The following is a 19,634-nucleotide window of genomic DNA, read 5'->3' as shown; positions in this document are numbered from 1 at the left end:
ATGCGCGACGCGGCGGTCGCGGCGCTGGTGCGGGGGCTCTTCGCGCTCGTCAGGGCGCTGGGGCCGGATCGGGCCGGGGCGCTGGGCGGCGCCGTCGCCCGGCGCGTCGGGCCGCTGGTGAAGGCGCATCGCATCGCGCTCGGCAATGTGGCAGCGGCGTTTCCCGAACTCTCGGACGCGGAGCGTCGCGGGATCGTCGGCGAGGCCTGGGAGAATCTGGGGCGGACGGCGGCGGAATACGTGCATCTGGAGCGGATCTGGGATTTCGATCCGGCCAGGCCCGTGGGGCGGATCGAGGTCGCGCCGGAGGCGATCGCGCGGTTCGAGGCGCTGCGCGAGGATGGGAAGCCGGCGCTGTTCTTCGCGGCGCATCTGGCGAATTGGGAGCTGCCGGCGGTCGCGGCGGCGAAGCATGGGCTGCCTTCCGCCGTGCTTTACCGGACGCCGAACAACCGAGCCGTCGCGGCCGATATCCGCGCGTTGCGCGAGGGGATCATGGGGCGGCTGATCGCGGCGGATGTCGCGGCACCGATCCGCATGATGGAGGCGCTCGACGAGGGGCTGCATGTCGGCATGCTGATCGACCAGCGCTTCGGGCGGGGGCCGAAGGTGCCCTTTCTCGGGCGGCCCGCGGCGGCCAATCCGCTGCTGGCTCGGCTGGCGCGCCGCTTCGACTGCCCGGTGCATGGCGCGCGGGCGATCCGGTTGCCGGGGGGCCGGTTCCGGCTCGAGCTGACCGAGGCGGTGGAGCTGCCGCGGGATGCGCGCGGGCGGGTGGAGGTGGAGGCGGCGACGGCGCTGCTCAACCGGATCGTCGAAGGCTGGGTCAGGGAGCATCCGGGGCAGTGGCTGTGGATGCACCGGCGGTGGCGGTAGGGGTTGAGGATTTGAAGCGGAGCGCGGGCCAAGGCGTTGGGATTGGCGGGTTTCTGGAGTGGATTTGAGGAATTTAGGGTTTTAGGTGGCGTCCGGGAATGGATGGGCCCGGGCCGGGTCAGACTTCCTCGTCGATGCGGTTCTGTTCGATGGCCTCGAGGGGCGTGAGACCCGCGTCGAAATACTTCCGCCATAGCGCGGCATCGATGTCGAAGGTCACGACGGCTTCGATCTCGGCGATCCAGGTCTGGAAATCCAAGTGCTTGCTCCGGTCGTTCATCAAGTGGCTGCCATGGTCGCCCTGCCGGGTCGCCGATCCCGGGGCAGCATCCCCGACGGTCCGCGACGGTCGAGGCTGCATGAGCAGAGGTCGGTCAGGCCACCGCCTGCCCCCCGGCCGCCACCGCCGCCGGCAGGGAGCCGTAGGTCGAGACCCAGTCCCAGTCCCTCGCGGTCCAGGCAATCGGCGTCATGTTCGGCCCCAGGAAAACCTGCGGCCAGGTATTCTTCACGTTCACGTCCCAGCCCGGCTTCATGGCGAAGATCGAGTAGCACCAGGCCAGGATGACGATGCGGTTCTCGCTCAGGTGCCGCCTGATCTCCGCCGTCAGCTTCTCGGCCGTGTCGCAGGACCCGTCGCCCACGTCCTGCACCACGACATGGATGCCAGGCAGCGCCTGATTGCCGTTCAGCCGCTGAGCGATCCTCCGGTCGTCGTCCGGGTTGATCGCCGTGTCGGCCGGGCTGTTCGGGTTCCGGGCGAAGATTCGGCCCGTTCTCGTATCCACCTCCTGGCCGAGCTGGTCGCCATGGCGCCCCGCCAACACCGTGAAAGTTTGCTGCCCCTTGCGATACAGGTCGCAGACGATCTCCTGCCAGGACCCGTCGCCGGTGAAGGTCACCGAGGCGCAGAGGTTGCCCTTGATCATCCAGGGGCAGTCGTCGAAGGACCAGTCACCGCTGTTGAGCTTGTCCCAGACATTCTTCGGCGAGAGAGAGGTGGTGGGCTTGATGTATTTGGCCGCCATCGTCGCTTGCTTCCGGATTCACGTCTCCCGGAAACGATGCCGGTTCACATAAACCGAGGCAAGCCGAGGGCGGTGGTCAGGGCTGGTTCGCCACCGGCGCCGTGACCCAGCCCTGAAAGGGCGGCTCGCCGCAATCGCCGCACCAGAGCTCGCGGTTCAGGCCGATCAGGTGGAGGCGCGCATCGCGGCCGACCAGGGCGATCAACCGGGCGCGGCTATAGGTGTGGGACCGGCAGCCGCAGCGGAGGCAGAGCGCCTCGTCGCGCGCCAGGTCGTTGACCGTGAGGGCGAAGGCAGGGTCCATGATGGGGACAAAGGTAGAACACCCGCGGCGGTTCCGCAAGCTCGCTCTATCGATTCCGCATCGTTGCGGTCACGTCGCCGTCGCGGTGCAGCCCGGGCCGTTGCGGTTGAAGCTGGTGATGCGGCCCTCGCGGGATTCAAAGACCAGGACGCAGCCCTCGACCCCGCCGCCATAGCCGCCGAGGCCAAGGCCGAGCCCGGTGCCGACACCGACGCCGCCGCCGAAGCTGCCGAAGCCGAGGCCGATGCTCGGGAAGACGGCGGGGCGGCTGGAGGGACGGGCGAACTCGTATTGCAGCAGGCGACGGCCGTCGGCTTCGTAGGTGCGGCTGGGGACGCCGAGATTGGCGACAACATCCGCTTCCGGCCGGCCGACATAGGTGCCGATGCGGCGGTCGAATTCCGCCGTGGTGCCGGAGGAGCCGCAGGCGGCAAGCAGCAGGGGCAGCAGGAGGAGGAAGCGATGCATCGGTAGGGGCCCGTCCGCAGGTGGCGGGATTGCCGCGCGGCTACCGATAACGTTCGGCGGCCGGGCTGGATGCATCAGGCGGTGAACTGGGCGCTGCGGCCGGCATTCACATCGAGGGTGGTGCCGGAAACGTAGAGGGCGCCGGGGCCGCAAAGGAAGGCGATGGCATCGGCGACTTGATCGGGTGGCAGCACGGGGATGGGGAGCGCATGGCCGGCGGAGGCGGCGGCGCGGCGTGGGTCCGGCTGCGGGGCGTCGCCGCCGCGATGGATCATGGGCGTCTCTACCGCCGTCGGGGCGACGGCGTTGACGGTGATCTCCTCCGGGCCGAGTTCGGCGGCGAGGGACTTCATCAGCCCGGTCAGGGCCCATTTCGTCGCGGCATAGGCGCCGGAGCCGCGGGCGCCCATCCGCGCCTGGACCGAGGTGGTGATGACGATGCGGCCTCCCCTGCCCCGCCGGCGCATGCCCGGAAGCATCGCCTGGATGGTGTTGAGGGTGCCGGTGAGGTTGACGTCGAGCATCGCCTGCCAGGCCTCCGGAGCGGGCTCGGCGAGGGCGCCGTTGATGGCGATGCCGGCATTGGCGACGAGGATGTCGGGGCCGCCCAGCTCGGCGTCGAGGCGGGCGGCGGCGGCGCGGAGGGCGGCGGCGTCGCGGATATCGGCGACGAGCGGGAGGGTGCGGACCTGCTGCTCCGCGGCGAGGCGTACGGCTTCGTCGAGCTCGGCGCGGGTGGCGAGGCGGTAGCCGCGCAGGGCGGGGATGGCGTCAGGCGCCGCGATGTCGAGCAGGGCGACATCGGCGCCGAGGCGGGCGAGGGCCAGCGCGGTGGCGCGGCCGATGCCGCGGGCGGCGCCGGTGACCAGCGCCGTGCGGCCGGCGAGCGGGCGGGCGGGCTGGGCCTCGGCCGTGGCCGTGGCGAGGGCCAGGGTCGTGGCGGCGGCGGCGAAGAGCTGGCGGCGTTCGGTCATCGGCATCCTCCGGTGCGGCAACGCGGCGGGGCGCGGGATGCTTCATGGAGGGAGGCATCACGCTGCCCGGGGGCTTCGCCGACCCGCTGGCGTGGATGGCGGCGCCGGGGTGGCACACTGACGGGGCGGGACATCCGGCGGTGCTCCGGGCGGGGCGCCGCGAGGCGGGGTGTTTCCGCCGGGCCTCGGCAAGCTCCGATCGGGTGGCATCACCCGATCGGAGGTATTTGCAACCGCAACCGCCTAGGCGCGGTCTGGCGCGTTGAGCTGGCGCGGGGCGCCGAGCTGCTTCTGGCGAAGCGCGGAGAGCCGGTCCGACAGGGTGTTCGGCAGGGCGGGACGGCCGGAGGCGGCGGCCATGGCGGCGGCGATGTTCGGGTCGTCCTGTTCCGGGCGGCTCGGCTGCAGCAGCTTGGCCTTCGAGTTGGCGGCTTCGGCGGCGGCGAGGTTGCGGGCGGCGTTGTCCTGCATCGCCTTCAGCGCGACGGAAAGGCCGCTGGTGGCGCTGGAGAGGCCGGCGGCCTGGCGGGCGGCCTCGGCGCGGCGCTCGGCGACCTCGCGCTGCTGCTCAGCCCGGCCCATGTCACGCTGGGCGCGGTTCAGCGCGTCGCGGGCGCCCTTCAGCTTCTGGCCGGCCTGGGAGTAGGTGTCTTCCAGCATGTGCAGGAAGTTGGCGGCGTCGGCAGCATCCTGGCGCTCGCGGTCGATGTCGGGTGCCATCTGCTCGAGCATGCCGACCAGGGTGGCGAGGCTGCGCTCCAGCTCGGCCTTGCGGGCAGGGTCAGATTCCGCTTGCAGGCGCCCCTGCAGCTGCTCGGCCGCGGCCATGCGCTGCTGCGAGAGCTGGCCGATAGCATCGGCCTCGCGCTGCTCGCGGTCGAAGGCCTGGCGGGCTTCGGCGACCTGGCGGCCGAGCTCGTCGAGATGCTGTTCCATGCCGCGCAGCTCGGCCTCGGTGGCGGATTGCGGGTCCCAGCGGACCAGCGCCTCGACGGCGCCCTGGACGGCCTGGTCGGTCTTAACCCCGACGAGGTTGCGGATGAAGGAGATCATGCTGGCGTTTCCTTGATGAAAGCGTGGGTTGCTGGGTCAGCCGGCCATGGCGCCGGCGTTGATGAGCGCGACGGCGAGCTGGATGCCGACGACGACGCAAGCGGCGCCGGCATTGCCTGCTTCGATCATCGCGCGGAGGCCGCGGAACAACGCGGCGGTCAGCAGAAAGGCGAGAAGCTGCACCACCACCGCGACCGCGCCCCAGATCAGGATGTCGAGCGTGACCGCGCTGGTCGCCAGCGTCGCGGCGAGCGGGATGGCCAGGGCGACGAGCGCGCCCATGAAGACAATGCCGGCGGCGGCATTGCCCTCGCGCACCAGCCGCCCCTCCTGGAAGGGCGTGACGGCCATGTAGCAGGCGATGCCGATCGCCAGCAGGCCCAGGGTGGCGGCCAGCTGCAGGACGAGGATGGGCAGGCCGGAGCCGAGGGTCTCCAGGATCGAATCCAAAGCGGGGTGTCCTCCGGTGTCGTTGGGGGTCAGGCGAGGGAGAGCGAGGCGGGGCTGATGTCGATGCCGGCGCGGACCTCGACCCAGGCGCGCCCCCCCTCCTCGACCGCGGAGACGAGGATGTACTCGACCTGCGGCGCCGGGGCCGCGAGGCCGGTCTCGGCCGCGTAGAGCATGGCGTGCTGCTGCCGCTGGCGGGTGCCCTCAAGGTTCTCGATGGTCTCGGGCATGGGGCGCGGCGGCACCGGGTCGGTGCCCGGGGACCAGTGCCGGCTGTAGAGCTTGCCGTCCTGGGTCTGGAATTCGGGCCAGCCGATCATGCCCTGCTGTGGGTCGAGCCAGGCGCCCCATTCCGCCTCATCGGCCGGTGAGACCTCGTCCAGGATGGCGAAGTAACGGCATTCCCCGACCTCGCTCCGGGCATCGAGATACACCTGGAAGAAGCTGCGGCCGTCCGGCAGGTAGAGCCGGGTCAGTTCCTCGGTGCCCTCGCGGATGCGGCCCACCGCCTGCACGCTGACGCGGGCATCGCCCTGGGCGAAGGCGGGAGCCGGCACCTTGATGCTGCCGGCGCCGAGCAGGAAGGGCGTCGGGTCGCAGGTGATGGTCATGCCGAGGCGGAAGCGCGGGGCGTTGGGGGCCATGTCCGTCCTCGTCCGGGGGGCGGGAGGGGTGCCGGCCTGGGTGGTGCCGGGCGCGGAGGATGCGGCCCGGCGCCGGCGCAGGGCGAGAAAGCCGATGACACCGGCGCCGCCGAGCAGGACGAGCCAGGGGATGCCGCCGCCCGCCTCCGCCGGCGGGGCGGCGGGGGTGCGGGTATCCGTGCGCGGCGCGGTGGCAACCTCGGGCGGCACGTCGGGCGGCAGGTAGTTCGGGTCGCGCGGCTGGCCCTGGCGCTCGGACAGGCGGCGGTCGAGCTCGTCGAGCTGGCGGCGGATCTCCGGGTCGGTCTGGGCACGGCTCTCGGCCTGGGCCCGGAAATCCCGGTAGCCCGGGTCGTCCCGGTGGTTGTGGAAGAAGTCGGTGGAGCCGGCGCGGCCGAGATTGTTCAGCATGAACCAGAGAAAGACGCCATCCCACAGGCCGAAGCTGCGCTGCATGCCGGGGAAGCCCTGCGGCGACCAGCCACGATCGGTGTACCAGCCGCCATTGCGGCCGGTGCGGGTGCCGGGCATCGGGCCCATGGGAGGCGTGCGGGCGCCGCCGCGCCACCAGCCGTCATCGGTCCGGGCCGGCGGCAAGGAGGGTTGGCGCTGCGGGCGCTGGATCTCCCGCTGGGCCTCCCGTTGCGCCTGCTCCTGGGCCTGGCGCTGCTGGGCGCGCATGCGGGATAGGGCATCGCTCGAGCGCTCACGCGAATAGGACCGGTCCCAAGCGGAGCCGCTGCCGACCGAGGGGCGCCGGGGATAGGCGCCGCCTGGCAGGGTGGGGCGAGCGTATCCGCCGCTACTGGAGGGCGTCCGCGGCGCAACGCGGGAGCCGCCGAAGGAGGGCGTGCGCGCATAGCCTCCGCCTGACCGCATGGAGCCGCCCGGGCGGGAATAGCCGCCGCTCGACCGCATCTGCGCCATGGCGTCGGGGACGAGGCTGATCGCGCCTGGGCCCGTGGCCAGGAGGGCAAGGCCGAGGAACCCGGTTAGAAGGAGGCGCCCAGGCCCGTTGCTGCCGTTCATGCGCATGGGCGGGGTGTCAGCGCATGCTGGGGGGATTTGCCTGGCCGGCCGGTGGCAGGGGCGTGCGCGCCGTGGTGTCGGGGGTGGTGTTCGCGGCGCCGCCGCCGGTATCGGTGCGCGGGCGGCCATCGGTGATCTCGCCCGGCTTTGGGGCCGGGGGCGCGGCCTCCGGCGCCGGGCGGGGGATCGGGCGGGTGACGCCCTGGGCGGGGGCCGTGCCCTGCGCCGTGGCGGCGACAGGAAGGGCGAGCAGGACAGCAAGGAGGGCGAGGAGGGGCATGGCCGGACAACGCCGCGCGCGCCGGACGGGTTTCTGTGAACGCAGACCCGCTTGCGGCGTTCTGCACATTGCGGCGTTGTGCATCCAAAGCGGGTGCGGGTGGCGCCCGCAGGCGGGGCCTTGCATGACTGAACAGGATAATCCCAGGTTGAACGCGCGCCGTCGCTTCTTCGGTGCGCTCGGGCTGGCAGCCGTGGCGGCGCCGGCCGCGGCCTTCGAGGCCGATGGCGGCACTGGCGGCCTGCCGCCGCAGAAGGAAAGCGAGGCGGAGAAGCGCAAGCCGCGCTACCGCGAAACCGACCATGTGCGGGCCTTCTACCGCACCAACAGGTACTGAGTGCCATGCTGATCCGGCGGAGCGAAGGCCAGGCAGCGCGGGGGCGGCTGGCGAGCGCATATCAGGGGCTGAGCGCGGGGGGGACGGACCGGCGCGGCTTCCTGAAGCAGGCGGGGCTCGGCGGGGCGGGGCTGGCGGCGCTCGGCGCGCTGCCGCCGCGGATGACGCAGGCGGCGGAGGCACCGCGCCGCGCCGCGCCGATCCAGCGGGTGAAGAATGTCTGCACCCATTGCTCGGTCGGTTGCAGCGTCATCGCCGAGGTGCAGGACGGCGTCTGGACCGGGCAGGAGCCGGCCTACGAGTCGCCGATCAACCGCGGCACGCATTGCGCCAAGGGCGCCTCGGTGCGCGAGCTGGTGCATGGCGGACGGCGGCTGAAATACCCGATGAAGCTGGTGGGTGGGGAATGGCAACGCCTGTCCTGGGACCAGGCGCTGGACGAGATCTCGGCCAAGCTGCTGGAGATCCGCGAGCGCAGCACGCCGGAGGCGGTGTTCTGGCTGGGCTCGGCCAAGTTCACCAACGAGGCGGCCTACCTGTTCCGGAAGTTCGGCGCTTTCTGGGGCAGCAACAACACCGACCACCAGGCGCGCATCTGCCACTCCACCACGGTCGCGGGCGTGGCCAATACCTGGGGCTACGGGGCGCAGACCAACAGCTACAACGATATCCGCAACGCCAAGACCATGATCATCATGGGCGGCAACCCGGCGGAATCGCACCCGATTGCCGTCCAGCACATCCTGGCGGGGCGGGAGCTGAACCGGTCGAACTTCTTCGTCGTCGATCCGCGCTTCACCCGCACGGCGGCGCATGCGACCGACTACGTGCGCATCCGGCCGGGAACGGACATCCCCGTCATCTGGGGGATGCTCTGGCACATCTTCGAGAATGGCTGGGAGGACCTGGAGTTCATCCACCAGCGCGTCTACGGCATGGACGAGATCCGGCGCGAGGTGGCGAAATGGCACCCGCAGGAGGTGGAGCGGGTGACGGGCGTGCCCGAGGCGCAGCTGAAGCGCATGGCGCAGGTCTTTGCCACGCAGAAGCCGGCGACGCTGATCTGGTGCATGGGGGCGACGCAGAAGACGGTTGGCACGGCGAATGTGCGCGCCTTCTCGATCCTGCTGCTGGCGACGGGGAATGTCGGCAGCGCGGGCACGGGCGCCAACATCTTCCGCGGGCACACCAACGTGCAGGGGGCCACCGACATGGGCCTCGATGTCTCCACGCTGCCGGCCTATTACGGGCTCGACGAGGCAGCCTGGCGGCATTGGAGCCGGGTCTGGGAGGTCGACTACGAGTGGATGCTGTCGCGCTTCGTCGACAAGAAATTCATGGAGATGCCGGGCATCCCGAGCACGCGCTGGTTCGACAGCGTTGTCCTGCCCAAGGACCAGATTGAGCAGCCGACGAACTGCAAGGCGATGTTCGTCATGGGCCATGGCGGCAACACCGTCACGCGCATGCCGGAGGCGGTGAAGGGGCTGGAGCAGCTGGAGCTGCTGGTGGTGGCCGACCCGCACCCGACCACCTATGCGCAGATCTCGAACCGGAGAGACGGCACCTACCTGCTGCCGATCTGCACCAGCTTCGAGACGGTGGGCAGCCGCACCGCCTCCAACCGCTCGCTGCAATGGGGCGAGAAGGTCGTCGACCCGATCTTCGAAAGCCGCAACGACTATGACGTGATGTATGCGCTGGCGCGGCGCCTCGGCTTCGCCGACCAGATGTTCAAGAACATCAAGGTCAATGACGGGGTGGTGGTGGTGGAGGACATCCTCCGCGAGATCAACCGCGGCACCTGGGCGCTCGGCTATACCGGCCAGTCGCCGGAGCGGCTGCGGCACCACATGCAGAACCAGGAGCATTTCGACGTAACGACGCTGCGCGGGCGGCCCGGCACGCCGGTGGAGGGCGAGGTCTACGGATTGCCCTGGCCATGCTGGGGCACGCCGGAGATGAAGCACCCCGGCACGCATATCCTCTACGACACCTCGCTGCACGTGAAGGAAGGGGGCGGCACCTTCCGCGCCCGGTTCGGCGTGGAGCGGAACGGGGAGACGCTGCTCGCCGAGGGGAGTTGGAGCAAAGGCTCCGAGATCCAGGACGGCTACCCGGAATTCACCGTCGCCGTGCTGAAGCGGCTCGGCTGGTTCGACGAGCTGACGGCGCATGAGAAGGAGTCGATCGCGCGCGTCGGCGGGCAGAACATCGACCGCGTTTCATGGTCGACCGACCTCTCGGCGGGGATCATCCGCGTCGCCATGGAGCATGGCTGCCTGCCCTACGGCAACGGCAAGGCGCGGGCCGTTGCCTGGAACCTGCCGGACCCGGTGCCGGTGCACCGCGAGCCGATCTACACGCCGCGCCTCGACCTGATCCCGACGCCGGATCAGGCGCGGGTGATGGCGGCCGACCCGAAGGCGATCGCGCCGACGGGAACCTATCCGACCCTCCGCGACAGGCGCGGCTACCGGGTGCCGCATCTCGGCCTCAGCATCCAGATGCGCTCGCATCAGGTGGCGAAGGAGTTCCCGATCATCCTGACTTCGGGCCGGCTCGTGGAATACGAGGGCGGCGGCGAGGAGACGCGGTCGAACCCCTGGCTCGCCGAATTGCAGCAGGACATGTTCGTCGAGATCAACACGGCAGACGCGGCGGAGCGCGGCATCGGGCCGGGGCAATGGGTCTGGGTGCTGGGGCCGGAGAACAGCGCGCAGATCCGGGTGAAGGCGCTGGTGACGGAGCGGGTGGCACGCGGCGTCGCCTTCATGCCCTATCACTTCGGCGGCTGGTGGCAGGGCGAGGACCGCAGGCGGTTCTACCCGCCAGGGACCGACCCAATCGTGCTCGGGGAAAGCGCGAACACCGTCACCACCTATGGCTACGATCCGGTGACCTTCATGCAGGAGACCAAGGTGACGCTCTGCCAGATCAGGAGCGCGTAAGATGGCGCGGATGAAGTTCCTCTGCGACAGCGACCGTTGCATCGAGTGCAACGCCTGCGTCACCGCCTGCAAGAACGAGAACGAGGTGCCCTGGGGCATCAACCGTCGGCGCGTCGTCACCATCGGCGACGGCAAGCCGGGCGAGCGCTCCATCTCCATGGCCTGCATGCACTGCACCGACGCGCCCTGTGCCGCGGTCTGCCCCGTCGCCTGCTTCTACAGCACGGAGGACGGGCTGGTGCTGCACGACAAGGACCTCTGCATCGGCTGCGGCTACTGCTTCTACGCCTGCCCCTTCGGCGCGCCGCAATACCCGCGCGTCGGCAATTTCGGCGGACGCGGCAAGATGGACAAGTGCACCTACTGCGCCGGCGGGCCGCAGCAGGACAACTCGGCCGTCGAGTACATGCAGTACGGCAGCAACCGCATCGCCGAGGGCAAGCTGCCGCTCTGCGCCGAGATGTGCTCCACCAAGGCGCTGCTGGCAGGCGACGGCGAGATCATCGCCAGCATCTACAAGGAGCGGGTGCAGCAGCGCGGCTACGGCTCCGGCGCCTGGGGCTGGCGGACGGCCTACCGCGAGGAGTTGCCGGCATGATGCGGCTCGTCATGGCGCTGGCGCTGCTGCTGCCGCTCGGCGGGGCGATGGCGCAGCAGGACTCCGGGGCGACGGCGGGCGGCGCGCCCTCGGTGCAGTCGGTGGCGCCCGAGGTGGGCTCGGGACGGGGCGGGGCGAACAATGCCCAGCAACCTTCGAGCACCGCGCCGGAGACGCAGACCGGCGGGCCGCGGCCGGCGCCGATCGCGCCGCGGCCGCGCGTGGCGGTGGAGCCGATCGTGGCGCCGCCGCCCTTCACCGCGCGCAGCGACACCGACGCATCGGCGCTCGAGGCGCAGCATGCCGAGAATGGCGGCGTCATCAACGGCGCGGTCAGCATCCCGAACCAGGCTGCGGGCATCCTCATCCAGCCGGCGGGGCGGGACTGGCGCGGCTTCCGCACGCGCATCCTATCCATTGCCGGGGCGGTGATCCTGCTCGGCACCGTCTTCATCCTGGCCGGGCTCTACTTCCTGCGCGGGCCGCAGCGGATCGATGCGGGGCGGTCGGGGCGGACGCTGCACCGCTACGGGCTGTTCGAGCGAATGAACCATTGGATGGTCGCCGTCAGCTTCGTGCTGCTCGGGCTGACGGGGATCAACATCACCTTCGGGCGGACGCTGCTGCGGCCGGTGATTGGGGCGGAGGCCTTCACCACCCTGACCTGGACCGGGCAGGCGGTGCACCAGTTCCTGTCCTTCCCCTTCGTCATCGGGCTGATGGCGATGGTGCTGGTCTGGGCGCGGGACAACCTGCCGAGCCGGGTCGACATCGCCTGGATCAAGGCGGGCGGGCCGGCGGCGAAGGGGCATCCGCCGGCGGGGCGGTTCAACGCGGCGCAGAAGGCGCTCTACTGGTTCACGATCGGCGGCGGCGTCTTGGCGGCGGTCTCGGGCTACCTGCTGATGGCGCCGGGGCTGCTCGACAACGTCACCGACCAGCAATGGGCGCATGTGCTGCATGGCGGGATGGCGATGGTGATGATGGCGGCCATCCTCGGCCACATCTACATCGGCACCATCGGCACCGAGGGCGCCTTCGAGGCGATGGCGACGGGGCGCGTCGACTACAATTACGCGCGCGAGCACCACAGCCTCTGGGTCGAGGAGCGCGTGGCGGAGGCGCGGCGGCTCGCTACGGGGGCGGACTAGGCCGCCAGCCGGTGGGGCCGAGGCCGTCGCCCCCGGCGCGACGTGGAGCGCGGTCATGCGGCTTCGGCCTGCGGCAGGCGCCACGGTCCGGAGCGGCTGAGTGGCCTTACCGGCCGTCACCGTGGCTGCTCCGGCCTGGCCTTCACCTCCCCGCCAAGCCGCGGAGCATTCCGATGATGCCGGAGAAATCGACATCGCCGTTGCCGGCTTCGAGGAAGCGGCGGTAGAGCGCCAGGGCCTCGGCGCCGAGCGGGGTCACGGCACCGGCCGTTGTCGCCGCATCCTGGGCGAGGCCGAGATCCTTCGCCATCAGCGCGGTGGCGAAGCCCGGCTTGTAGTCGCGGTTGGCCGGGCTGGCCGGAACCGGGCCGGGGACGGGGCAGTAGGAGGTCAACGCCCAGGACTGGCCGGAGGACTTGCTGGCGACGTCGAACAGCGCCTGGTGGGTGAGGCCGAGCTTCTCGGCTAGGACGAAGGCCTCCGCCGTGATGATCATGTTGGCGGCGAGCATCATGTTGTTGCAGGCCTTGGCTGCCTGGCCGGCACCGGCCCCGCCGCAATGGACGATGCTGCGGCCCATGGCGGAAAGGATGGACGTGGCGGCGGCATAGGCATCGTCGGGGCCCCCGACCATGAAGGTCAGGGTTGCGCCCTCGGCGCCCATGGTGCCGCCGGAGACGGGGGCGTCGAGCATCGGCCGGCCGGCGGCGCCGGCGACCTCGCGGGCCGTGGCGACGTCGATGGTCGAGCAGTCGATCAGGATGGCGCTGGGGGCGGTGGCGGCGGCCATGGCGCCTGCCCCGAGCCAGGCGTCGCGGACATGGCGGCCGGCGGGGAGCATGGTGACGACGAAATCGGCGCCGGTGGCGGCTTCGGCGGCGCTGCCGGCGCGGGCGCCGCCGGCAGCGGCGTGGGCGGCCAGAGCCTCCGAGGATAGGTCGAAGCCGGTGACCGCGTGGCCGGCCTTCAGCAGGTTGCGGGCCATGGGGCCGCCCATATTGCCGAGACCGACGAAGCCGATGCGTGCCATTCCTTTGGCCCTCCCTCGATGTGATTCGGCGGCAGTGTGCCGTGGCGGGGCCTGGGCTTCCAGCCGTGGGCGGCGTAGTGTTGCGATATCGTACCGTATGAGGGATCCGATGGCGCGCTGGGTTCTGGCAGGCTTGTTGCTCCTGGCCGGCTGTGCCGGGGCGGAAAGCCCCTCCTCCGCCGCACGCTGCGAGGCGGCAGCGCCGGTCGTGGTGCCGCTCGGCGAGTATCGCGGGCGGCCGATCGTGCAGGTAATGGTCGATGGGCAGACGGCGCGGCTCGCCATCGATACCGGAGCCAACCGCAGCAGCCTGACGCCGGAGGCGATCGGCCGGCTCGGCCTGCGGCGGGACCGCAACCGGCGGAGCATGGTGAGCGGGACGGGCGGGCTCGTCGTCAATGACGGCGTGATCGTCGAGGCGCTGGAATTCGGCGGCAGGCGGCTGGGTCGGCCGCAGCTCGCGGTGCATGGGCTGCCGGGGATGGAGCGGGCGGAGCCGCCCATCGACGGGCTGCTGGGGGCCGATCTGCTGATGCCTTACGACGTTGAGCTCGACCTCGCGGCGCGGCGGATGCTGCTGCACCAGGTGGTGGCGGGCTGTCCGGGGGCGGAGCCGGCCTGGGCGGACCGGACGCCCCTGCCCCTCCCCATCGAGCGTCGAGGTCGGATGTTCCTGCTGGAGGTGCGGCTCAATGGGCAGCCGGTGCGGGCGCTGCTCGACAGCGGGGCGGATGGCACGGTGATGACCGAGGCGGCGGCGCGGCGGATCGGCGTTACCACCGCGATGATGGAGGCGGCGCCGCAGGGCGAGGCGCGCGGGGCGGATGGCAATGCGCGGGTGATCCGGCGGCTGCGCTTCGAGCGGGTGGAGGTGGGGCCGCAGCGCCTCGCCATGGCGGCGGTGCGGGTTTCGCCGATGAGCCTGCAGCCGGGGACCGAGATGCTGCTGGGGCTCGACTATATCCGGACGCGGCGGCTCTTCCTCTCCTACTCGTCCGGGCGCGTCTGGGTGGCGGAGCCGCCTGGCTGAACCGGGACGGGCGCGAGGCGCTTCTGCCGGAAGACAGGCAGAAGGAGGAAGCCGGATGCGCAGGATGGTTCTGGCGACGCTCGGCGTCGTGGCGATGGTGGGGGTGGCGCAGGCGCAGGATATCGGCGAGCGGCTGGGGCGGGCCTGGCAGGAATTCCAGGGAGGGCAGCAGGGGCCGGCGCAGACCGATCCGCGCTACGACCCGCGGCTGGACCGGCAGCCGGGTGGACCGGGCTATGGCGGCGATGACCGGCGCTACAGCGAGAACGACCGGATGCGGCAACTCGATGAGGCAGACCGGCGGCTGGATGCGCAGCAGCGGCAGATCGACCAGGAACGCCGGCAGATCGAGGCGGAGCGGCGGCGGCTGACGCGGTAAAGCAGCTTCAAGCCAGGCGTTGACGCCTGACGGCTCAGGAAATGCGGCCAAGCAACAGCTGCATCGCCTTCACCTCTGCATGGTGCGGGTGAAGGCGATGCAGCCGCCGCCAACTGTCAGACGGCGGGCTTGTGGCCGTTGCGCTTGCGCTCACCGTTGCGGCGGAGGAGGAATTCGCGGCCGATCTTGACGCGCGGGACGCCGTCATAGGCGACGATGTCGGCCGTGGCGTAGGTTTCGGACCAGCTGTTGGGGATGAAGCTGCCGGTGCCGACGACATCGATTGGCGCCTTCGCCTCCGCCATGACGCGGCACTTGCCGACGCCGAAGCCGGAGGAGGCGACGATGCGGACCTTGGGGAAGCCGGCCTCGTCCAATGCGTCCCGCATACGCCAGATGGCGGCCGCCGAGACGCCGGTGCCGACCAGGTGGCGCAGCTCCGTCTCCGAGCGGTAGCGGCGGATGGCGCCGGGGGCGTGGCGCTCCAGCACGGCGTAGCTCTCGGCCGGGTCGAGGCCTTCGAGGAAGCGGCCGCCATGGGTGTCGAGGCGGACGGCCATGCGGCCCTCGGCGGCAAGCTCGGGGAAGCGGCGGCAGACGGCCAGCCCGTCCGTCACCTCGCGGCCGAAATAATCGACGAGGACGGTGAGGTTCTCCTCCGGGTAGGTCTCGTGGAACATCTCGGCGGCGCGGAGGGTGCTGCCGGCATAGCCGATCAGCGCATGGGGCATGGTGCCGGAGCCGCGCGAGGCGCCGAACCAGTGGGCGGTGCTGTCCGTCGCGTTGCCGGCGAAGCCGCTTGCGCCTTCCTTCTTTGCCGCGGCGCTGCCGACGCTCGCGGCATAGGCCATCATGTCCTGCATCTCGGCGCCGGCGCAGTGGCGGGCGTCCATCGCCAGGAAGGTGACCTGCGGCAGCTCCAGGCACATCTGGTAGGCGTTGTGCGCGGCGACGCAGGGCGGGCCGAGTTTCTGGAGGTAGAGCGTCTCGAGGTCGGCGAGCTGGGTGAAGGGGCCCGTCAGGTAGAGGATGGGGTCGCCGGCGCCGACCCAGGTGCCCTCGGGGTGCATCACCTCGATGCCGAACTGCGTGCCGCGGTCGCGGGCGACGCCCTCCAGCCAATCCAGCATCAGGCGCGGGGCGCTGACGACGGGGCGGCGGAGGAAGACCGCATAGGTCACCTGGCATTCGCCGAAGCGCTGCACGATGGCCCGGGTGCGGTTGAAATAGACATCGGTGCGGCCGGCGATGGCCGCATCCGAGGCAGAGCGGGGCGGGGTTTGGTCCATCGCTATTGCGCCGCCTGGGCCGGCATCGAAGGGGCGCGGCGGGCCTTCAGCTCGGCGGCGATGAGGAAGGCGAGTTCGAGCGACTGCTCCGCATTCAGCCGCGGATCGCAGAAGGTCTGGTAGCGCAGCGCGAGGTCGGCCTCGGACAGGCGGTGGGCGCCGCCGAGGCATTCCGTCACCTCCTGGCCCGTCATCTCGACATGGACGCCGCCCGGTTGGGTGCCCTCGGCGGCATGGGCGTCGAAGAAGCGGCGGACCTCCGTCAGGATCGCATCGAAGGGCCGGGTCTTGTAGGCACCGACGCTCGTGGTGTTGCCGTGCATCGGGTCGCTCAGCCAGACGACGTTGCGGCCGGCGCGCTTCACCGCGCGCAGCAAGGGCGGGAGCTTCGACTCCACCTTGTCGGCGCCCATGCGGGAGATGAGGGTCAGGCGGCCCTTCTCGTTCGCCGGGTTCAAGATCTCGGTGAGGCGGACCAGCTCGTCCGGGTCCATGCTGGGGCCGACCTTCATGCCGATCGGGTTCTTCACGCCGCGCAGGAACTCGACATGCGCGCCGTCCGGCTGGCGGGTGCGGTCGCCGATCCAGAGGAAATGCGCCGAGCAGGCATAGCTGTCGCCGGTGGTGGAATCGACGCGGGTCAGCGCCTCCTCATAGGGCAGCAGCAGGCTTTCGTGCGAGGTGTAGAAATCGGTTTCGCGGACCTGGGGCAGGCCGTCCATGCCGCAGGCCTGCATGAAGGAGAGCGTCTCGTCGATGCGCGAAGCGAGGTCCTGGTAGCGCTCGGCGAGCGGGCTGCGGGCGACGAAGCCGAGGTTCCAGCGATGCACCTGGTGGAGGTCCGCATAGCCGCCGGTGGCGAAGGCGCGCAGCAGGTTCAGCGTGCCGGCCGACTGCATGTAGGCGAATTCCATCCGCGACGGGTCGGGGATGCGGGCCTCCGGCGTGAAGTCCGGCGCGTTGATGATGTCGCCGCGATAGGAGGGAAGCGTGACGCCGTCCTTGCTCTCCGTGTCAGAGGAGCGGGGCTTGGCGAACTGGCCGGCCATGCGGCCGAGCTTCACCACGGGCGTGCCGCCGCCGAAGGTCAGCACCACCGCCATCTGCAGCAGCACGCGGAAGGTGTCGCGGATGATGTTGGCGGTGAATTCCGAGAAGCTCTCGGCGCAGTCGCCGCCCTGGAGGACGAAGCCCTGGCCGTCGCCCGCCTGGGCCAGCGCGGTCTGGAGGCGCCGAGCCTCACCGGCGAAGACGAGCGGGGGGAAGCGGGCGAGCCGCGCCTCGACCTCGGCCAGTTTCGCCTGATCGGGGTAGTCCGGCACCTGCCGGATCGGCATGTCCCGCCAACTGCCGGGATGCCAGCCGCGCGCCACCATACTATGCGTTCTCCCTAGAAGAGGGCGACCCTAACCGAATCGCGTAGGCAGGTGAACCCGGGAGCTGGAGCGGCCTTTGCACGCGAAAGCCGCTCCCGCCACCGGCCTCGACGGGCAACTGGGTCGTCCCGGACATGTCTATTCCGCTGCCGCACGGAGGCCTGCTTCCCGCGTACGGGTGCGGAGGGTGACGAATTCCTCGGCCGCTGTCGGGTGGATGCCGATGGTGCGGTCGAAATCCTCCTTCGTCGCGCCCATCGAGACGGCGATGCCGATGCCCTGCATGATCTCCGGCGCATCCTCGCCGAGCATATGGGCGCCGAGCACCTTCCGCGTCCGCTGGCAGACGACCAGCTTCATCAAGGCCTTGCGGCCGGGGCGGCCGCTGATCGTGTGGCGCATCGGGGTGAAGCGGGCGAGGTAGATGTCGACCGGGCCCTGCACCGCCGCATCCGCCTCCGTCATGCCGACGGTGCCGATCGGGGGCGAGGTGAAGACCGCCGTGGGCACGTTGTCGTAGCTGGCATGGCGCGGGTTGTTGCCGAACAGGGTGTCGGCCAGGGCATGGCCGACGGCGGTGGCCATCGGCGTGAGGTTGAGGCGGTCGGTGACGTCGCCGATGGCGTAGATGTTGGGCGCGGTGGTACGGTGCTCGGCATCCACCTCGATGGCGCCGCGGGCAGTGCAGTCGATGCCGGCGGCGGCGATGTTCAGGCCGCGCGTGTTGGGGACGCGGCCGGTGGCGAAGAGCACGGCATCGCCCTCCAGGCCCTCCCCGCCCATCAGGCTGAGGCGCAGATGGCCGCCTTGATGGTCGAGCCGGGCGAGGCGGCTGTTGGGGTGGAGGCGGATGCCCTGGGCCTCCAGCGCCTCGGGCAGGGCCTCGCGGATATCCTGGTCGAAACCACGCAGGGGCAGGATGTCGCGGTAGACGACATCGACCTTGGCGCCGAAGGCGGCGAAGGCGCAGGCGAATTCGAGCGCGATGTAACCGGCGCCGACGACGATGAGGCGCTTCGGCACCTCCTTCAGGTCGAAGACGTCGTCGGAGAGCATGCCGAGCTCGGCGCCGGGGATGTCGGGGCGCACCGCATGGCCGCCGACGGCGACGACGATCCGTTCCGCCGTGACGCGCTTGCCGCCGACATCGAGGGTATGGGCGTCGATGAAACTCGCGCGGGCGTCGAAGCTGGTGGCGCCGACATTGGCGAGCAGCTTGCCGTAGATGCCGTTGAGGCGGGCGACCTCGGCGTCGCGCCGGGCCTTCAGGGCGGCGAGGTCGAAGGCGCCCTTCTCGATCTGCCAGCCGAAGGCGGGAGCGTCATCCGCCCATCCACTGTACTCGGCGGCATTGACCATGATCTTCTTCGGCACGCAGCCGACATTGACGCAGGTGCCGCCCCAGAAGCGCTCCTCCGCCACGGCGACGCGGGCGCCATGCGCGGCCGCGATGCGGGCGCAGCGGACGCCGGCCGAGCCGCCGCCGATGACGAAGAGGTCGAAGTCGTAAGTGCTCATGCGCGCCTTCCCGTGCCGGCTGCGTATCTGGGTGGCCGGGGCCGGCGCGTCCAGCCTGCGACGCCAGGGCCGTTGCGGCAAGCGGCGGAGCGTGTTGCGAGTGACTTGCAACCGCGCTATGCGGGGACATGACGCCGCTCCCGCTCGATGCCCTGCGCCAGGCCAGCGCCGAGGATCTCGCCGCCGCCTTTGCCGGCCCGCCCGGGGAGGCGGCCCGCTGGATCGATGCCGCGGCCCGCTATGGGATCGTCGAGGCGCAGCTGCTCTATGGGCAGATCCTGCTGGATGGGCGGGGCGTGCCGCAGGACCATGCGGCGGCGCGGGGCTGGTTCCGCGCCGCGGCGGAGGCAGGGAATGCCGCGGCGCGCAACATGCTCGGCCGCTGCCACGAGATGGGCTGGGGCGGTGCGGCGGACGAAGCGCTGGCGCTGGCCTGCTACCGGGCGGCGGCGGAGGCCGGGCATGACTGGGGGCAGTACAACCTGGCAGGGATGCTCTGGCGGGGGGCGGGGACGGCGCCGGACCGGCGGGCGGCGCTCGGGTGGTACCGGCGGGCAGCCGAGCAGGGCCATGCCAAGTCGCTGAACATCCTCGGCCGCTTCCTGGAGGAGGGCTGGGAGGCGCCGCCAGATCCGGTCGCGGCGGCGGCGCTCTACCGCCGGGCGGCGGAAGGCGGGGATTTCCGCGGCCAGTTCAACCTGGCGACGCTGCTGGCCGCGGCGGGCGAGACGGAGGCGGCGCTGGAGTGGTTCCGCCGCGCGGCGCAGGGCAGCCCGGCGCGCTTCCGCAACGGCATGGCGGAGCGGCTGGCGGGGCGGCCGGAGCCGGAGTTCCGGGCGCTGGCGAAGGAGATCGCCAGGGGCCGGTGA

Annotated in this window: 21 protein-coding genes; 8 read left to right on the top strand and 13 right to left on the bottom strand. The window is 71.0% G+C overall.

What is annotated here, in order from left to right; all coding sequences use genetic code 11:
- Entirely contained in the window at positions 1–876 is an 876-nt protein-coding gene (locus LH62_RS14470) for a lipid A biosynthesis lauroyl acyltransferase (protein ID WP_043362347.1), read from the top strand.
- 118 nt (positions 877–994) lie between these two features.
- Here the strand turns inward: LH62_RS14470 and LH62_RS31160 are convergent, their stop codons facing one another.
- The 9 genes from LH62_RS31160 to LH62_RS28440 all read right to left on the bottom strand — a co-directional run bounded on the left by LH62_RS31160 (position 995) and on the right by LH62_RS28440 (position 7,106).
- Positions 995–1,156 carry a hypothetical protein gene (locus tag LH62_RS31160; protein WP_160299838.1) on the bottom strand — a complete coding sequence of 54 codons (162 nt, stop codon included), beginning with the start codon at positions 1,154–1,156 and terminating at the stop codon, positions 995–997.
- A 94-nt stretch (positions 1,157–1,250) separates the two neighbouring features.
- Positions 1,251–1,904, bottom strand: a complete 654-nt coding sequence (locus LH62_RS14465) for a hypothetical protein (protein ID WP_043362345.1) — start codon at positions 1,902–1,904, stop codon at positions 1,251–1,253.
- A gap of 76 nt (positions 1,905–1,980) precedes the next feature.
- Positions 1,981–2,208 carry a hypothetical protein gene (locus LH62_RS14460; protein ID WP_043362342.1) on the bottom strand — a complete coding sequence of 76 codons (228 nt, stop codon included), beginning with the start codon at positions 2,206–2,208 and terminating at the stop codon, positions 1,981–1,983.
- Between the two features lie 69 nt (positions 2,209–2,277).
- The gene (locus tag LH62_RS14455) at positions 2,278–2,676 is read right to left on the bottom strand and encodes a hypothetical protein (protein WP_052214492.1); all 399 of its coding nucleotides are present in this window, start codon (positions 2,674–2,676) and stop codon (positions 2,278–2,280) included.
- 74 nt (positions 2,677–2,750) lie between these two features.
- Entirely contained in the window at positions 2,751–3,650 is a 900-nt protein-coding gene (locus LH62_RS14450; protein ID WP_052214489.1) for an SDR family oxidoreductase, read from the bottom strand.
- A 243-nt stretch (positions 3,651–3,893) separates the two neighbouring features.
- Positions 3,894–4,703, bottom strand: a complete 810-nt coding sequence (locus LH62_RS14445) for a hypothetical protein (protein WP_052214486.1) — start codon at positions 4,701–4,703, stop codon at positions 3,894–3,896.
- A gap of 36 nt (positions 4,704–4,739) precedes the next feature.
- A complete protein-coding gene (locus tag LH62_RS14440) occupies positions 4,740–5,153 on the bottom strand; it encodes a DUF350 domain-containing protein (RefSeq protein WP_043362340.1) in 414 nt (137 codons plus the stop codon).
- A 29-nt stretch (positions 5,154–5,182) separates the two neighbouring features.
- The gene (locus LH62_RS14435) at positions 5,183–6,826 is read right to left on the bottom strand and encodes a DUF2491 family protein (RefSeq protein ID WP_236552553.1); all 1,644 of its coding nucleotides are present in this window, start codon (positions 6,824–6,826) and stop codon (positions 5,183–5,185) included.
- 16 nt (positions 6,827–6,842) lie between these two features.
- Positions 6,843–7,106, bottom strand: coding sequence for a hypothetical protein (locus LH62_RS28440; RefSeq protein WP_052214481.1), 264 nt, complete (start codon positions 7,104–7,106; stop codon positions 6,843–6,845).
- Positions 7,107–7,254: 148 nt separating this feature from the next.
- Between LH62_RS28440 and LH62_RS14430 the strand changes: the two genes are divergently transcribed.
- From LH62_RS14430 to LH62_RS14415, 4 genes are read left to right on the top strand one after another with little or no spacing between them, the layout of a single operon-like run.
- The gene (locus tag LH62_RS14430) at positions 7,255–7,443 is read left to right on the top strand and encodes a formate dehydrogenase (RefSeq protein WP_201445504.1); all 189 of its coding nucleotides are present in this window, start codon (positions 7,255–7,257) and stop codon (positions 7,441–7,443) included.
- Positions 7,444–7,448: 5 nt separating this feature from the next.
- On the top strand, positions 7,449–10,394 hold the full coding sequence (locus LH62_RS14425) for a formate dehydrogenase subunit alpha (RefSeq protein ID WP_043362338.1): 2,946 nt from the start codon (positions 7,449–7,451) through the stop codon (positions 10,392–10,394).
- Position 10,395: 1 nt separating this feature from the next.
- A complete protein-coding gene (gene fdh3B, locus LH62_RS14420) occupies positions 10,396–10,992 on the top strand; it encodes a formate dehydrogenase FDH3 subunit beta (RefSeq protein WP_043362336.1) in 597 nt (198 codons plus the stop codon).
- On the top strand, positions 10,989–12,143 hold the full coding sequence (locus LH62_RS14415; protein WP_052214479.1) for a formate dehydrogenase subunit gamma: 1,155 nt from the start codon (positions 10,989–10,991) through the stop codon (positions 12,141–12,143). The genes fdh3B and LH62_RS14415 overlap by 4 nt, the downstream gene beginning before the upstream one ends.
- Positions 12,144–12,285: 142 nt before the next feature.
- Here LH62_RS14415 and mmsB read toward each other — a convergent pair whose 3' ends face one another.
- Positions 12,286–13,173 carry a 3-hydroxyisobutyrate dehydrogenase gene (gene mmsB, locus LH62_RS14410; RefSeq protein ID WP_043362335.1) on the bottom strand — a complete coding sequence of 296 codons (888 nt, stop codon included), beginning with the start codon at positions 13,171–13,173 and terminating at the stop codon, positions 12,286–12,288.
- 109 nt (positions 13,174–13,282) lie between these two features.
- On the opposite strand from mmsB, the gene LH62_RS14405 reads away from it, so the two are divergent.
- Together LH62_RS14405 and LH62_RS28435 are read left to right on the top strand one after the other, a co-directional pair.
- Positions 13,283–14,203, top strand: coding sequence for a retroviral-like aspartic protease family protein (locus LH62_RS14405; protein ID WP_043362333.1), 921 nt, complete (start codon positions 13,283–13,285; stop codon positions 14,201–14,203).
- A 55-nt stretch (positions 14,204–14,258) separates the two neighbouring features.
- A complete protein-coding gene (locus tag LH62_RS28435) occupies positions 14,259–14,582 on the top strand; it encodes a hypothetical protein (RefSeq protein WP_052214477.1) in 324 nt (107 codons plus the stop codon).
- 116 nt (positions 14,583–14,698) lie between these two features.
- On the opposite strand, the gene LH62_RS14395 is transcribed toward LH62_RS28435, so the two are convergent.
- The 3 genes from LH62_RS14395 to gorA all read right to left on the bottom strand — a co-directional run bounded on the left by LH62_RS14395 (position 14,699) and on the right by gorA (position 18,765).
- Positions 14,699–15,871, bottom strand: coding sequence for a nicotinate phosphoribosyltransferase (locus LH62_RS14395; RefSeq protein ID WP_043362330.1), 1,173 nt, complete (start codon positions 15,869–15,871; stop codon positions 14,699–14,701).
- A gap of 2 nt (positions 15,872–15,873) precedes the next feature.
- Positions 15,874–17,247 carry a class II 3-deoxy-7-phosphoheptulonate synthase gene (locus tag LH62_RS14390; RefSeq protein WP_043362328.1) on the bottom strand — a complete coding sequence of 458 codons (1,374 nt, stop codon included), beginning with the start codon at positions 17,245–17,247 and terminating at the stop codon, positions 15,874–15,876.
- 138 nt (positions 17,248–17,385) lie between these two features.
- A complete protein-coding gene (gene gorA, locus LH62_RS14385; RefSeq protein ID WP_043362326.1) occupies positions 17,386–18,765 on the bottom strand; it encodes a glutathione-disulfide reductase in 1,380 nt (459 codons plus the stop codon).
- A 128-nt stretch (positions 18,766–18,893) separates the two neighbouring features.
- Here gorA and LH62_RS14380 point away from each other — a divergent pair, with 128 nt between their 5' ends.
- Positions 18,894–19,634: a tetratricopeptide repeat protein gene (locus tag LH62_RS14380; protein WP_043362324.1), complete on the top strand. Its 741-nt coding sequence runs from the start codon at positions 18,894–18,896 to the stop codon at positions 19,632–19,634.

The sequence above is a fragment of the Belnapia sp. F-4-1 genome, from assembly GCF_000802185.1.
Classification (GTDB): Bacteria; Pseudomonadota; Alphaproteobacteria; order Acetobacterales; family Acetobacteraceae; genus Belnapia.
The sequence above is the reverse complement of the archived record's forward strand: the minus strand, read 5'-3'. Positions and strand labels throughout refer to the sequence as shown.

Excerpts from the sequence above, each read along its gene's own strand:
- LH62_RS28435 (WP_052214477.1), top strand. The coding sequence starts at position 14,259 with ATGCGCAGGATGGTTCTGGCGACGCTCGGCGTCGTGGCGATGGTGGGG.
- LH62_RS14380 (WP_043362324.1), top strand. The coding sequence starts at position 18,894 with ATGACGCCGCTCCCGCTCGATGCCCTGCGCCAGGCCAGCGCCGAGGAT.
- gorA (WP_043362326.1), bottom strand. The coding sequence starts at position 18,765 with ATGAGCACTTACGACTTCGACCTCTTCGTCATCGGCGGCGGCTCGGCC.
- LH62_RS14415 (WP_052214479.1), top strand. The coding sequence starts at position 10,989 with ATGATGCGGCTCGTCATGGCGCTGGCGCTGCTGCTGCCGCTCGGCGGG.
- LH62_RS14455 (WP_052214492.1), bottom strand. The coding sequence starts at position 2,676 with ATGCATCGCTTCCTCCTCCTGCTGCCCCTGCTGCTTGCCGCCTGCGGC.
- mmsB (WP_043362335.1), bottom strand. The coding sequence starts at position 13,173 with ATGGCACGCATCGGCTTCGTCGGTCTCGGCAATATGGGCGGCCCCATG.
- LH62_RS14435 (WP_236552553.1), bottom strand. The coding sequence starts at position 6,826 with ATGAACGGCAGCAACGGGCCTGGGCGCCTCCTTCTAACCGGGTTCCTC.
- LH62_RS14450 (WP_052214489.1), bottom strand. The coding sequence starts at position 3,650 with ATGACCGAACGCCGCCAGCTCTTCGCCGCCGCCGCCACGACCCTGGCC.
- LH62_RS14465 (WP_043362345.1), bottom strand. The coding sequence starts at position 1,904 with ATGGCGGCCAAATACATCAAGCCCACCACCTCTCTCTCGCCGAAGAAT.
- fdh3B (WP_043362336.1), top strand. The coding sequence starts at position 10,396 with ATGGCGCGGATGAAGTTCCTCTGCGACAGCGACCGTTGCATCGAGTGC.
- LH62_RS14405 (WP_043362333.1), top strand. The coding sequence starts at position 13,283 with ATGGCGCGCTGGGTTCTGGCAGGCTTGTTGCTCCTGGCCGGCTGTGCC.
- LH62_RS14390 (WP_043362328.1), bottom strand. The coding sequence starts at position 17,247 with ATGGTGGCGCGCGGCTGGCATCCCGGCAGTTGGCGGGACATGCCGATC.
- LH62_RS14445 (WP_052214486.1), bottom strand. The coding sequence starts at position 4,703 with ATGATCTCCTTCATCCGCAACCTCGTCGGGGTTAAGACCGACCAGGCC.
- LH62_RS14425 (WP_043362338.1), top strand. The coding sequence starts at position 7,449 with ATGCTGATCCGGCGGAGCGAAGGCCAGGCAGCGCGGGGGCGGCTGGCG.
- LH62_RS28440 (WP_052214481.1), bottom strand. The coding sequence starts at position 7,106 with ATGCCCCTCCTCGCCCTCCTTGCTGTCCTGCTCGCCCTTCCTGTCGCC.
- LH62_RS14470 (WP_043362347.1), top strand. The coding sequence starts at position 1 with ATGCGCGACGCGGCGGTCGCGGCGCTGGTGCGGGGGCTCTTCGCGCTC.
- LH62_RS14460 (WP_043362342.1), bottom strand. The coding sequence starts at position 2,208 with ATGGACCCTGCCTTCGCCCTCACGGTCAACGACCTGGCGCGCGACGAG.
- LH62_RS31160 (WP_160299838.1), bottom strand. The coding sequence starts at position 1,156 with ATGAACGACCGGAGCAAGCACTTGGATTTCCAGACCTGGATCGCCGAG.
- LH62_RS14395 (WP_043362330.1), bottom strand. The coding sequence starts at position 15,871 with ATGGACCAAACCCCGCCCCGCTCTGCCTCGGATGCGGCCATCGCCGGC.